Origin of the sequence: Thiobacillus denitrificans DSM 12475, assembly GCF_000376425.1 — a bacterium.
Taxonomy (GTDB): domain Bacteria; phylum Pseudomonadota; class Gammaproteobacteria; order Burkholderiales; family Thiobacillaceae; genus Thiobacillus; species Thiobacillus denitrificans.
Genome location: NZ_AQWL01000008.1, coordinates 1 through 13,468 on the forward strand (window position 1 = coordinate 1; position 13,468 = coordinate 13,468).

11 protein-coding genes and 2 pseudogenes are annotated in these 13,468 nt (G+C 64.9%); 8 read left to right on the forward strand and 5 right to left on the reverse strand.

Annotated elements, in window-relative coordinates; translation table 11 throughout:
* Window positions 1-203: pseudogene (locus tag B059_RS20375) on the reverse strand (IS30 family transposase); the annotation flags it as partial.
* A gap of 311 nt (window positions 204-514) precedes the next feature.
* Between B059_RS20375 and B059_RS0112875 the strand changes: the two are divergent.
* From B059_RS0112875 to B059_RS0112900, 6 genes are all read left to right on the forward strand, one after another.
* Window positions 515-883, forward strand: coding sequence for a hypothetical protein (locus B059_RS0112875; protein ID WP_018078669.1), 369 nt, complete (start codon window positions 515-517; stop codon window positions 881-883).
* An 87-nt stretch (window positions 884-970) separates the two neighbouring features.
* Window positions 971-2,176 (forward strand): TolC family protein, encoded by a 1,206-nt coding sequence (locus tag B059_RS19070; protein WP_018078670.1) that lies wholly within the window; start codon window positions 971-973, stop codon window positions 2,174-2,176.
* Window positions 2,173-3,735 (forward strand): efflux RND transporter periplasmic adaptor subunit, encoded by a 1,563-nt coding sequence (locus B059_RS19075; RefSeq protein ID WP_018078671.1) that lies wholly within the window; start codon window positions 2,173-2,175, stop codon window positions 3,733-3,735. Before B059_RS19070 ends, B059_RS19075 begins: the two co-directional genes overlap by 4 nt.
* A 15-nt stretch (window positions 3,736-3,750) precedes the next feature.
* The gene (locus tag B059_RS19080) at window positions 3,751-6,894 is read left to right on the forward strand and encodes an efflux RND transporter permease subunit (protein ID WP_018078672.1); all 3,144 of its coding nucleotides are present in this window, start codon (window positions 3,751-3,753) and stop codon (window positions 6,892-6,894) included.
* A gap of 26 nt (window positions 6,895-6,920) precedes the next feature.
* The gene (locus tag B059_RS0112895; RefSeq protein WP_018078673.1) at window positions 6,921-7,313 is read left to right on the forward strand and encodes a hypothetical protein; all 393 of its coding nucleotides are present in this window, start codon (window positions 6,921-6,923) and stop codon (window positions 7,311-7,313) included.
* Between the two features lie 25 nt (window positions 7,314-7,338).
* On the forward strand, window positions 7,339-8,253 hold the full coding sequence (locus tag B059_RS0112900) for a DMT family transporter (protein WP_018078674.1): 915 nt from the start codon (window positions 7,339-7,341) through the stop codon (window positions 8,251-8,253).
* Window positions 8,254-8,404: 151 nt separating this feature from the next.
* Here B059_RS0112900 and B059_RS0112905 read toward each other — a convergent pair whose 3' ends face one another.
* Window positions 8,405-8,713 carry a hypothetical protein gene (locus B059_RS0112905; RefSeq protein WP_018078675.1) on the reverse strand — a complete coding sequence of 103 codons (309 nt, stop codon included), beginning with the start codon at window positions 8,711-8,713 and terminating at the stop codon, window positions 8,405-8,407.
* Between the two features lie 61 nt (window positions 8,714-8,774).
* On the opposite strand from B059_RS0112905, the gene ada reads away from it, so the two are divergent.
* Window positions 8,775-9,950, forward strand: coding sequence for a bifunctional DNA-binding transcriptional regulator/O6-methylguanine-DNA methyltransferase Ada (gene ada, locus B059_RS0112910; protein ID WP_018078676.1), 1,176 nt, complete (start codon window positions 8,775-8,777; stop codon window positions 9,948-9,950).
* A gap of 62 nt (window positions 9,951-10,012) precedes the next feature.
* On the forward strand, window positions 10,013-10,858 hold the full coding sequence (locus tag B059_RS21480; RefSeq protein WP_018078677.1) for a MipA/OmpV family protein: 846 nt from the start codon (window positions 10,013-10,015) through the stop codon (window positions 10,856-10,858).
* A gap of 484 nt (window positions 10,859-11,342) precedes the next feature.
* On the opposite strand, the pseudogene B059_RS21770 reads toward B059_RS21480, so the two are convergent.
* The 3 genes and pseudogenes from B059_RS21770 to B059_RS0112930 form a co-directional block, all read right to left on the reverse strand.
* Window positions 11,343-11,666, reverse strand: a pseudogene (locus B059_RS21770) (type IV pili methyl-accepting chemotaxis transducer N-terminal domain-containing protein); the annotation flags it as partial.
* Between the two features lie 241 nt (window positions 11,667-11,907).
* Window positions 11,908-12,819, reverse strand: a complete 912-nt coding sequence (locus B059_RS0112925) for a CoB--CoM heterodisulfide reductase iron-sulfur subunit B family protein (protein ID WP_018078679.1) — start codon at window positions 12,817-12,819, stop codon at window positions 11,908-11,910.
* A gap of 10 nt (window positions 12,820-12,829) precedes the next feature.
* The gene (locus B059_RS0112930; protein WP_018078680.1) at window positions 12,830-13,462 is read right to left on the reverse strand and encodes a 4Fe-4S dicluster domain-containing protein; all 633 of its coding nucleotides are present in this window, start codon (window positions 13,460-13,462) and stop codon (window positions 12,830-12,832) included.
* Window positions 13,463-13,468 lie beyond the last annotated feature (6 nt).

Genomic DNA, 13,468 nt, shown 5'->3' on the forward strand with positions numbered 1-13,468 from the left:
CGTTCAGCTAATGTCAGCGTCAAGCTCGATCGGTGTCGTGGCGCCGGGCTTATCCCGCCGGTCTCAGCCAGTATGCGTTGTATGGATGAGTGGTTTCGATCAAACAACTGGGCGATCTGTTGAAGGGACTCCCCTTTCCTCCAACGTTCCCACATCAAGGCTTTCTGGCTTTCCGTGTAATAGATCCGAGGTCTTCGTTTCATCTGCAACACTCCTTCTGCTTACGCAGTCTCTAGTGTGTTGCATCCACCGGTTGAATCCGCCAACCCTGAGCGGCCGCCGAATATCAGCTTCCTAGTCGAGAACGCGTACTCTCGACCCGATTCGGACTGTCAGGTTAACTGCTCTACCAGTTGTCGGCCGAAGGCGACACCTGCCGTTTGCATTGCTGCGCCCGCTGTGTCCGCATGACTGGTCATTTGGTCGGATTGTATTTGCCGATCCAGGCCCTCCAACAAGAGTGGGTACGATCGAACCCTTGGTGGGTACACCAGAATCTGTAGAATCTCGTCCTATGCGCCGCCTTGTTGCCGTGATCATCATGTTTATCGTGCCGCTCCAGTTCGCCTGGGCAGCGGCCGTTGGCATTTATGGGCATGCAGGGCAGGACCGTTCTCCCTTGGGCTTTCACAGCCACGTCGTCGGCCACGACCATCAGGGCGATGCGCACCACGATCACGATGTGCTTGGCAATTCACAGACCCAGGAACACGGCGAAGACGGCCATCATAGCCACGTGCATCCCGTCTTTTCCTCGCTGCTGGCCCAATTCAGCCTGTCGTTTATTGAAGCTGCCCCGGATGGACTCATCATGCCGCCCCCAACCGGTTTTCAGTCGCGAACGCCACCGCTCCTCGACCGTCCCCCCCTAGTACGCGCCTGACCGGCGCGCCTGTCATTCGCGGCCTCGGCCGCCACTCGCATCGCGTGCCGGTGTTCTTCGTTTATCCGTTTTGTCACGAGGAAGACCATGCGATTCACGCTATCCGTATGTCTGCTCGCGCTGCCGCTGGCGGCGTGGGCGCAAGCGTCGCTGACCGAAGCCGAAGCCGTCCGGCTGGGCCTGGCGCGCACTGAACTGGCTGATCTGGAGCGCGGTGCGCTGCAGGCGGCCGCAGCCGACGCCATCGCCGCCGGCCTGTTGCCCAACCCTGTGCTTAGTTACAACCGGGACAGTCTGAACGGTTCGTCCGACACGACCGAACAAACCTGGATGCTGAGCCAGACTTTCGACGTGTCCGGCCGCCGCGGCTTGTATCGCGAGGCGGCCGATCGCCGCGTTGCAGCAGTATCGGCCGGTAACGCTGGACGCCGACTCGATCTGGCCGCCGACATCCGCCGCAGTTTCTACGAAACCTTGTTGCAGCAGGAAATCATCCGTGCCACCGAGACCTGGACGCAGCGGTTCGTCCGCGTCGAAGGGCTGGTCACCAAGCTGGCGCGCGCCGGTGAAGCTTCCGGTTATGACCGGCGCCGCCTCGAACGCGAGCGCCGGTCTACGGATGCCCGCCTCGCGGCCGAGCGTGCCGAACAGGCGCGCGCGCTTGCGCGCCTCGTCGCGCTTACCGGGCTGACGTATGCGCCGATCCTGCGTGGCGAACTCCTGCCTCCATCACTGCCGCCGCTCGACGGGGCGCTCGCCCGCCTCGATGAGCACCCGGACCTGCAGGCACTGGGGCGCCGCGCCGAGGCCGCGGATATGGAAGGCCGCGCAGCCAAGCGTGGCGCCATACCCAAGATCACCGTGGGCGTCGGCCCCAAGCGGGTGGACAACGGTGCGAGCAATGAAAGCGGCATCGCACTGACACTTGCCGTGCCGCTACCCGTGTTCGACCGACAGCAGGCAGGCCTGCAGCGTGCCGCCGCCGAAGCGTTGCAGGCGCGCGCTGAACACTCGCTGGCTCGCAGCCGTGCGGAAGGCGAGTTGCGTGGCCTGCATCGTCAGGCCGATGGCCTGCGCGTTGCCGCCGCCGACTATCGCGCACGAGCGGTCGCTGCCTCAGCCGACTTGCTGCGCATCGCCGAAGCCGCCTACCAAGGCGGCGAATCCAGCCTGCTGGAATTGCTCGATGCCTACCGCGGCGCACTTGAAGCGGAAACCACCGCCCTTGAACTGGAACAGCGTGCCCGTGAAGCACGCATCGCATACGACCTTCTGACCGGGAGCTCCGAATGAACAAGATCCTGATCGCAGCGCTATGCGCTGCTGCGCTTCTAGCCGCATGCGGCGAGAACGACCACGAGCACGCCGAGGACGGCAGCCATCCTGCTGCTGCGGAAGTCGAGGCAGGCCACGACCACGGCGCTGGCACCGAGAAGCTCACCCATTTCACCGAGCGCACCGAGATCTTCGTCGAGTTCCCGCCGCTGGTGGTCGGAGAGAAGTCGGCGTTCGCCGCCCATCTCACCCATCTGTCGGACTTCAAGGCGGTGACTGCGGGCAAAGTCACCGTGCATCTGACCGGCGGCAGCCAGCCAGACGAAGTCTTCAGTATCGATGGCCCCAGCCAGCCTGGCATCTTCCGCCCCGAAGCAACGCCCAAGTACGCCGGTGAACGCGAGCTCACCATTGAAGTTTTCACGCCCGAATTCAGCGTGACCCACGAACTCGGCCCGGTGACGGTCCATTCCGACCGCAAGGCCGCCGAAGCGGCCACGCCAGTGTATGAGGACGAGGGTATCGGTTTCACCAAGGAGCAGCAGTGGAAGGTCGACTTCGCCACTGTCGAGGTGGTGGAACGTCCGATCCGCGCGACGGTTGCTGCGACCGGCGTGGTGCGCGCACGCCCCGATAGCGAGGCGTTACTTACTGCAGTAGCGCCTGGGCAGGTTCAGCCCGCAGGCACGTTCCCACGTCTGGGTCAGGCAGTGAAGAAGGGCCAGCTGCTCGGCTATCTGGTGCCACGCTTGGGTGGCGAAACCGATCTCGCCAGCCTGCGCGCGGCAGCCGACAAGGCGCAGGTTGAGCACCAGCTCGCCAGCCAGGAACTGACGCGTATGGAAAGCCTGTTCAAGGACGAGGCGGTGCCGGAAAAACGCGTGCAAACCGCGCGTGCCGCGTCAGCGGCCGCACGTGCCGACCTTGCCGCTGCCCAGCAGCGTCTGGGCCAGTACAGCGGCGCGAGTGGGGGTATTCCTTTACGCGCGCCTGTGAGTGGAACATTGGTCGACGTGCGTGTCTCAGCCGGCGCGTTCGCGCAGGAAAGTACGCTGCTGTTCCACATCGCCGACCGCAACCAACTGTGGCTAGAACTGCGCGTGCCCGAATCGGAGGCGGCGCGCCTTAATGACGTCAGCGGCGCTGCCTTCCGCATGCCAGGCGACGCACAGGGGGTCGAAATCGTTTCCGGCAAAAACGGCAAGCTCGTCGCCGTCGGTGGCGCGGTAGATGCCGTGACGCGCACGGTACCGGTGGTGTTCGAGTTTTCCGCGCCTGCTGCCCAGTTTCCCATCGGCATGGCGGTGCAAGCCCAGGTGTTCGTCGGCGGTACACGCCCGGCGGTCGCAATTCCCGCGTCGAGCGTGCTCGACGAAGGCGGCATGAGCATGGTGTTTGTAATGATCGGCGGCGAATTGTTCGAGCGGCGCCAGGTACGCCTCGGTGCCCGCGACGGCGATTGGGTCGAGGTGCTCGACGGCTTGACGCTCGGCAGCCGCGTGGTCTCGCGCGGCGCCTATCTGGTCAAGCTCGCTGCCACCGGCACCGCGCAGATCGGCCACGGCCATGCGCACTAATCCGAGGACGCGAACATGATCGGACACATCATTGCGTGGTCACTGCGCAACAAGCTTTTCGTCGTACTGGCCGGCATGCTGCTGCTCGCCTGGGGTGGCTGGCAGGCGGCCAAAACACCGGTCGACGTCTTCCCCGACCTCACCGCACCGAGCGTGACCGTGGTCACCGAGGCGCACGGCATGGCGCCGACCGACGTCGAGAACCTCGTCACCTTTCCCATCGAGACCGCGCTGAACGGCGCGCCCAATGTGCGGCGGGTGCGCTCGTCGACCAAGATCGGCCTGTCCGTGGTGACGGTCGAGTTCGAGTGGGGTACCGACCTCTATCAAGCCCGGCAGATCGTCGCCGAGCGCCTGCAGCTCGCGCGCGCCACGCTGCCGGCCGACATTCCGGCGCCGGCGATGGCCCCGGCGGCGTCGATCATGGGCGAGATCCTGTTCATCGCGCTCGCCTCCGACCGCCATTCCGGCATGGAACTCAAGAACACCGCCGAGCAGATCCTCAAGCGGCGCCTGCTCGCAGTGCCCGGCGTCGCCGAGGTACTGCCGATCGGCGGCGACACCCAGCAGTTCCAGGTGACACTTCATCCCGAGCGGCTGGCGGCCTATGGTCTGACCGTCGACCAGGTTGTCGCAGTGCTGCGCAGCGCCAACCAGAATACCTCGGCCGGTTTCATGGTCGAGGGCGGACAGGAGTACCTGATCCAAGGCCTGGGACGCATCGCGACGCTCGCTGATATCAGCGAGACGGTGATCACCAAACGTGGCGGCCAGCCAGTGCTGGTGCGACACGTCGCCGAAGTGGCCATCGGCCCGGCGCCAACGCGTGGCGTCGGCTCGCACAACGGCAAGCCAGCGGTGGTGCTGGGCATCCAGAAGCAGCCTGGCGCCAACACGCTGGAGCTCACCGACCGCCTCGACGCCACGCTGGAGGAGATTCAATCCGGGCTGCCCCAGGACATGAAGATCGAGCGCCACATCTTCCGCCAGGCCGACTTCATCCGCGTCTCCATCGACAACCTCAACAAGGCGCTGATCGAGGGCGTGGTGCTGGTCATCGCCATCGTGTTCGCCTTCCTGCTGTCGGCGCGCGCGACCGCGATCAGCCTGGTGGCGATTCCGTTGTCGCTGGTGGCGGCGATCCTCGCCATGAAGGCGCTCGGCGCGACCATCAACACCATGACGCTGGGCGGCATGGCCATCGCGCTCGGCGCGCTGGTCGACGACGCGATCATCGTGATCGAGAACATCGTGCGCCGCCTCAGGGAGAACCACGCCAAGCCTGCCGGGCAGCAGGCCAGCCTGCTGCATCTGGTGTACGGGGCGACGCGCGAGATCCAGGGCTCGATCGTGTTCGCCACGCTCATCATCATGCTAGTGTTCCTGCCGCTGTTCTTCCTCTCCGGGGTCGAAGGCCGGCTGATGGCGCCGCTGGGCCTCGCCTACGTGGTGTCGCTCGCCGCCTCGCTCGCGGTGGCGATCACGGTGACGCCGGTGCTGGCCGCGCTCCTGCTGCCGAACTCGAAGACGGTGCGCAAATCGGTCGAGCCGCGCTTCATCTACGGCCTCAAGGCCGGCTACCGGCGCGTGCTCGACGCGACGCTGACGCGCTGGCAGGCGGTGACGGGAGTCAGCATTGCCGCGCTGCTTGCCGCATTGCTTGCGCTCGGCTTCGCCGGCCGTGCCTTCCTGCCCGACTTCAACGAAGGCACGCTGACCGTCGGCATGGCCACGCTGCCCGGCACCTCGCTGGAAGAGTCTGACCGCCTCGGACGCATGGCGGAGAACATCCTGCTGTCGCACCCTGAGGTGGTCGCCACCGCACGCCGCACCGGCCGCGCCGAAGGCGACCCGCACGCCATGGATGTGTCGGCCTCTGAAATGGAAGTCACACTGAAGATGGGCGGGCGCAGCAAGGAGGCTTTTCTTGCCGCCCTGCGCGAGGATCTCGCCAGTGTGCCCGGCACCCAGATCGTCGTCGGCCAGCCGATTTCGCATCGCATCGACCACATGCTGTCGGGCAGCCGCTCCAATATTGCGGTGAAGATCTTCGGCCCCGACCTCGGCGAATTGCGCCGGCTGACCGCAAGCGTGAAATCCATCGTGCAGGAAATTCCCGGCGCGGTCGACGTCACCGACGAGCAGCAGACCGACATTCCTTTCCTCACCGTGCGCTTCGACCGCGCGGCGCTGGCACAGCACGGCCTCTCCATGCGCGAGGTATCGGAGGCGATCGAAGTCGCGTTCTCCGGTATGCCGGTCGATCGCGTGCAGCAGGGGCAGGCAAGTTTCGATCTGGTTCTGCGTTTCGATCCGTCGACGCGTGCCAGTATCGACGCGGTGCGCGCCACCCTCGTCACCACCGCCGATGGTGCACGGCTGCCGCTGTCGGCGCTGGCCGACATCCGCAACGACCGCGCGCCCTATTCGATCAGCCGCGAAAACGTGCAGCGCAAGATGGTGGTGATGGCCAACGTGGCCGGGCGCGATCTCGCCAGCGTGGTGGCCGACATCCGCAAGACAGTGGCTGCAGGGGTCACGGTGCCGGCCGGTTACCACATCGAGTACGGCGGTCAGTTCGAAAGCGCGGAAGCGGCCTCGCGCACCCTGCTGCTGCTGGGTACGGCGGTGATGGTGGGTATCTTTCTTCTGCTCTTCATCGCCTTCGGCACTGCGCGCGACGCCTTCCTCGTCATGCTCAACCTGCCGCTTGCCATGATTGGTGGCGTGGCGGGAGTGTTCGCCAGCGGCGGCGTGCTGTCGGTGGCGTCGATCATCGGCTTCATCACCCTGTTCGGCATCGCCACACGCAACGGCGTGATGATGATTTCGCACATCCACCACCTGGTGGAGCACGAAGGCATGAAGGACGCGGCCGAAGCGGTGAAGCGCGGCGCCGAGGAGCGGCTTATACCGATCCTGATGACCGCGCTCGCCGCCGGCCTCGCCCTGGTGCCGCTGGTGCTCGCCGCCGGCCAGCCGGGCAGCGAGATCCAGGCGCCGATGGCGGTCGTCATCCTGTGCGGCCTCCTGAGTTCGACCGTGCTCAACATGGTCGTCGTGCCCGCACTCTACCTGCGCTTCGGTGCCATCCATAAACTGCTGAAAGATGCCGGCACCTCTCGTCACCACGCCATCGAAGGCATCAACCCTGTATGAATATCCAAGCTCGAAAGGCGTTACCCATGAAAACCTTCCCTCTCTCCCTGCTCGCCGCCGCCACGCTTGCCGCGACACTCAACACTACCCCCGCCTTCGCCGGCGCCGGGCATGATCACGGGCCGAAATACGGCGGCGTGGTGCGGGAACTCCACAACATCGCCTACGAACTGGTCGCGAAACCGGATGGGCTGACGTTGTATGTCAGCGGCCATGGCAAGGCCATCCCGACCCAGGGGGCGACGGCGGAAGCCGTGATCTACGCCGGCAGCGGGAAGACCTCGGTCAAGCTGGAGCCGGCCGGCGAAAACCGCATGGTCGCCAAGGGCGCTTTCCAGGTTGGCGTCGGTGTCCGGGCGGTGCTCACAGTGAGTCTGCCCGGCAAGACCCCGGCCAAGGCCACCTTCAACCTGAAGTAAGCCCGTGGCATCGAGGGCGTCCGCCGTGGATCACCCGCGCACGGCCATCTGGCTGGCGCTGGCCGCCGCCGCGCTATTTGGCGTCAGCACGCCGCTGGTCAAGCTGCTGGCCGGCGCCATCGTTTTCGGCGGCCTGCTGGGGCCGGTGCTGCTGGTGTTCGGACTGGCCCGTATCGATGCAGGCCCTGCTTCACTCACGCTCAATCTCAAAGCGGTGTTCACGGCGGTACTTGCCTGGGTAGTGTTTCGGGAATACGCCGATCGCCGCATCGTGATTGGCATGCTGCTGATCGTCGCAGGCGGAGTTGTGCTTGCGTGGCCCACAGCGGCGAGTCCGCCGCAGGACGTGATCGGCCTGCTGGCCATCACCGCCGCCTGCCTGTGTTGGGGAATCGACAACAACCTGACGCGCCGCGTGTCCGGCTCGGACGCGCGGTTTATTGCCGGCACGAAGGGCTGGACGGCCGGGCTGGTCAACACGAGCCTCGGCATGCTCGTGGGCACGTCCTTGCCCACCTTGGCGACGGCAGGTACCACCATGCTGCTTGGCCTCGCGGGCTACGGACTGAGCCTCGTGCTTTTTGTGCACGCCCTTCGCGGGCTCGGTACCGCGCGCACTGGTGCCTATTTTTCCACCGCCCCGTTCATCGGTGCGGCTGTCGCTATCCTTCTGTTGAAGGAACCTGCACCCACCCAGTTCTGGATCTCCGCCGGTCTGATGGGCTTGGGCGTGTGGCTACACTTGACCGAACGACACGAGCACCTTCATACCCACGAACCGGTGGAGCACACGCACCGTCACGTTCACGATGCCCATCACCAGCACGCCCACGATTTCGAGTGGGATGACCGCGAACCCCACAGCCATCTACATCAACATGAGCCTTTGACGCACAAACATCCACATGTTCCGGACATACACCATCGGCATCGACATTGATCTGAATGGGATGGCGAACTTGAGGCCGCAGCATTATCTTTTCCCCAGTCGCCTGGCCAAGTCGCCTCATGCTTCTACTCGGCAGTACGCTCGTGCATGCATTAGTGGAAAGCAGAAGAAAAGCGCAGCCGCGCTTCCTGGCGGCTTCCCTTCAGGGCTCGTAGCCCTCGCGGTGGGTGGCATTGATGGTGCGCAGCAGTTCGCGGAAGGGAATGCTGCGCTCGTGCTTCTTGAATAGCGGGATAAAGGCCAGATCCTCGCCTTTCCCCACGCCCGCATAGTTCCCGGACACCATTGATTCGTGCAGCTCGCGCAGCATCCTGTCGAGATCATCCAGAAATGGCGTGTAGGTGGACGCCTCGTCGTCGTCGTGTTCCAGGCAGGCGCGTAGTTCGTCGACTTCGTATACGGCTTCGTGCACCAGATCGATCAGCTGGTTGAGGTTTTGAGCTTTTTTCATGTTCGTATGCTTTTTAGACAAAACGTAAGCATACCGCCGCTTGGCGGGCGGTGCGACAGGCATGGGATTCGGGCGCAAGTTCCGGATTGCGGGCCACGCCAAACCGGCCGACACTGTGACCTTCACATTCCAGCCGAATGCCGCCATGGATACCGAACCTGCCGCCTTGCCGAACGCGGTCCCGACGGAGGCCGCACGTCTTGCCGAGTGGCGCTGGCAGGCTGTCGCCCGCCGCGATCCGCAGGCTGACGGCGAATTCGTCTACGCGGTCAGAACCACGGGCGTTTACTGCTGGCCTTCGTGCCCGTCGCGCGCCGCCAGACGGGAGAACGTGGCATTTTTCGGCTCGCCCGCCCTTGCCGTCGCGGCGGGCTATCGCCCCTGCAAACGCTGCCGGCCGGATGCGCCTTCGCAACAGCAAAGGCGCAACGCACTGGTGCTGCAGGCCTGCCAGGCCATCGAGCACAGTGCATCGGCGCTGTCGCTTGCGCAGTTGGCGCAGCAGGCCGGGATGAGCCCGCATCATTTCCACCGCATCTTCAGGGCCGCCACCGGACTCACCCCCAAGGCTTTCCACAAGGCCGTCCTGGCCAGGCGGGTGGCGGCCTCGCTACAGACGGCGCAGTCGGTGACCGCCGCCATCTACGACGCCGGGTTCACCTCGGCCGGGCGCTTTTACGCCGATGCATCTGCCATGCTCGGCATGGCGCCCGCCAGCTATCGCAAGGGCGGTACCGGCGAATCCATCCGCCATGCCGTCGCGCCCTGCGCGCTGGGCTGGGTCCTGGTCGCCGCCACGCGCAAGGGCGTATGCGCCATCGAGTTCGGCGATGATGCGCAGGAACTGGCCGAGCGCTTGCGGACGCGCTTCCCGCAGGCCCGGTTCGAACCGGCCGACGCCGAATTCAAGCGCTGGATCGCTCGGGTGATCGCTTATATCGAGCAGCCGCAAGGCAGGCTGGAGCTGCCACTGGATGTGCAGGGAACGGTTTTTCAGCGCCGCGTCTGGCAGGCGCTGCAGGCGATTCCCGCGGGCGAGACCGCGAGCTACGCCGAGATTGCCGGGCGCATCGGGCAGCCCGGGGCGGCGCGGGCGGTGGGCCGCGCCTGCGCCGGCAATCCTGTGGCGGTGGCAATTCCCTGTCACCGTGCCGTCCGTGCCGATGGGACGCTTGCCGGATACCGCTGGGGGAGCGCGCGCAAGGCGGACCTGCTGCGACGGGAAGGCAAGAAATAGCGCCGCAGCGCGATCATCCCGTCATCTTCTATGCTCGTAGCGATGGAACTGGACACACACGCATGCTGAAATCCCTTGCCCGACTGCCCGCCGCCGCCCTGGCATTCGCCGGATTGCTGGCCCCGCCCTTGTGCCATGCGGAGCCCCGACCGTTGTGGGAAATCGGCGCCGGCTTCTCGGTGCTCTCGATGCCCGACTACCGCGGTTCGGACATCACCAACGTCCACCTGCTGCCGGTCCCCTATCTCGTCTATCGCGGGGAATTCCTGAAGGCGGACCAGGGCGGGTTGCGCGGCCTGCTGTTCGAAAGCGAACGGCTCGAGGTCAACATCAGCCTCAACGGCACCCTGCCGGCGCTCGACGACGACAACCCGGCGCGACAGGGAATGGACGAGCTTCGGCCCACGGCCGAGGTCGGGCCGACCGCCGACTTCCACCTGTGGCGCTCGGCCGACCGCAGGATGCGGCTGGACCTGAGGCTGCCGGTACGCACCGCGATCGCGGTCGAGCGCAACCCAAGGCAGATCGGTTGGCTGTTCTCGCCCAATCTCATCCTGGAAATGCGGGATCCGCCCGGCTTGCCCGGCTGGAACTTCAGCCTGCAGGGCGGCCCCTATTTCAACGACCGCGAATACAACGGCTATTTCTATTCGGTGAGACCGGCCGAGGCGACGGCGATCCGCCCGGCTTACGACGCAGCGGGCGGCTATTCCGGATCGCAGCTCATGGTCACGCTGACCCGGCGTTTCCCGCGCTACTGGGTGGGCGGATACCTGCGCTACGACGTGCTATCCGGCGCTGTCTACGAGAACAGTCCGCTGGTCGAAACGAAGGACGCCGTCTCGGCGGGAATCGCGCTGAGTTGGGTGTTCGGCGTATCCTCGCGCCGGGTGGAGGTGGCGGAATGAGGGCCGGCGCCATGCCTGCCGGCGGGCAAGACGGCCGTATTGCCGATCGCGTTGGGACATTGCCGATATCCCCTCCCGGACGCCTGCGCAAGCCGCTGGACCCGGCGCGCCTACTTGAGCATCCTGTCGGAAAAAGCGGACATGTCGACGGACTGCGGTACCTCGCGGGCCACGAGCTTGGCGCCCTCGCCTTGACCTGCGCCGACGCAAGGGGCGAACGCTCGATCTGGTTCAGCACGGCGGTGAAATGCGCCCGGCTGAGGTGCAGTTCCATGTCGGCCGTGGCGTCGTAGAGTTCCCACGTCCGGTAGAAGTAGAATTTGGCCATGCGCTGCAACAGCATGTGCTGGCGTCCTGCGACGCTGGTCGAGCGGTCGGCCGTCGCGCCCGCGGCATCCTTGTAGGCCAGCCCCGCGCTGTGCGCCGCTTGCTGCAGCGCCTCGTTGGCGTCGTAAAGCGCGATTGCGCCCCGCTTGCTCGGCGCCACGCTCAATAGCGCCCTGCACTGCTCCCAGGCGCGCTCCAGAGCGGCGACCGCGGTCCGCACTTTCGGCGTCGGCTGGAACGCCTTCAGCGCCGCGAGATGGGACTCGAACTGCCTGACCGACCCCTGCAGGATGGCCCGGGCATCATCAGTGCCGATTCCCTGTCCGAGCATGAGATACGCCTTCACCATCCGCTGCGAGAGCATGCGCTGTTCGCCCGCCACGCTGACGGCGGATGCCGCATCCAGCCTTGTCTCCGCCGCGGACACCGCGGCGAGCGCAAACGCTGCGATGCCACAAGAGGAAGCCCCGCGAGAAGGCATGCGCCGAATAAGAGCTTGTCCACGAGAATCTCCTGCGAAAAAAGCAGGGGAAGCGGGATACTCCGCGCCCCCGCGTATTTACATTAGATGACTGCGGGAATAAGCCAATGGCAGGCTGCGGGCACCGTCAAGGCCGGGGCGCGCTACCGGGCCCGGGATCGCAGGCGACCCTTGTTTGCTCCTTGATCGGGCCAAAAAAACAGGGGCGCGCGGCCCCTGTCTGGTGTGCGGCTGAAAGAACTCAGCGCTTGACCGGCTTGGCGGCGATTTCCTCCAGCCGGCGCGCCTTGATCACCTGGCCGTTCAATGCGGCATCCTTGGCGCTGCCGCCGTAGGCCACCACCATCAGCTGGCTGTAGTACATCACCGGGATGTCGAACTTGGTACCGTAGCGCTTGTTGATCTGGCCCTGGTAGATCTCGACGTTGGCCTGACACAGCGGGCACGGCGTGACGATCATTTCGGCGCCGTGGTCGTAGGCCGATTCGACGATGTCCTTGATCTGCGCCTGCGCTTTTTCCGGCTCGGAGAACGCCAGCGCGCCGCCGCAGCAGGTGACTTTCTGCTCGTATTCCGGGATCGACTCGGCGCCGACCATTTCGACCATCTTGTCGAGATACACCGGATTCTCGAACGACTCGCCCGCCACGCCGAAGGGGCGGTTGGTCTGGCAGCCGACGTAGCCGGCGATCTTGACGCCTTCAAGCGGGCGCACGACGTGCTTCGCCATCTCGTCGAAGCCGAGGTCCTCGATCAGCACCTCGACCATGTGGCGGATTTCCGGCATCTCGTTGATCGTGAGGCCGGCTTCCTTCAGCGCTTCGCGGGTGTCGGCCATCAGCGTGTCGGAATGCGTCAGACGTTCGCGGGTTTCGCGCGCGCCCAGCCAGCAGGCGGCGCAGGTGGCGACGATTTCCTGGCCGGGCAGGTTTTTCTCAGACAGCGCGAAGTTGCGCGCATTCAGCACGTGGCGTGGCAGTTCGCCGGCTTCGGCATAGCCGATGGAAGCGCCGCAGCAGTTCCAGTCGGGGATTTCGGTGAGCTTGACGTCGAGCGTCTTGCACATCGATTCGACCGAGGTCAGGTAGTTGGAAGCGGAAGCCCCCTTCTGCGACGAGCAGCCGGGGTAAAACGCGTATTCATGTTTGGCCATATTTCTCTCCTCAGCCTGCCATCCTGGCGGCCTTGCGGCTGCGCTCGATTTCGTAGGCCTTCTTCAGCATCGACTGGATGCCCTTCTGATCCTTGCACTTGTGGCCACCGAACAGTTCCATCACGTTCAGCCGCCTGGCCTTGACCAGGCCCAGCGCAACCGCCTGCATCGCCATGCCGTTCTTGATGCCCTGAACGAAGCCATCCTTGAAGTACAGGCCCATCGACAGCTTGAGTTCGTTGACACGTCCGGTATGGGTGCAGTTTTTCCAGAACAGGCCGCTGAAAAAGCGCGTTGGCTGCATCTTCGGCGCCATGCCGATGCGGTGCGCGTATTCGGCGATGCCGTGCATGATGTGGGTGATCGGCAGCTTGCGCGGACAGCGCACGATGCAGTTGTAGCACGAGGTGCAGTTCCACATCGAGGTGGTGGTCAGCACTTCCTCGCGCTTGCCGGCGCGGATCATCATGAAGATTTCCTGCGGCGGATGTTCCCATGCGCTCTGGAAATTGGTCGGACAGGAGCCGGAGCAGACGCCGCATTGCATGCACATCTTGACCCAGTCGCCCATCTCGACCTGTTCTTCGATTTCCTTCAGGAAATTGTTGCGGTACTTGTCCGCCACTGCGGTGTTTGCGCTCATGTCGTG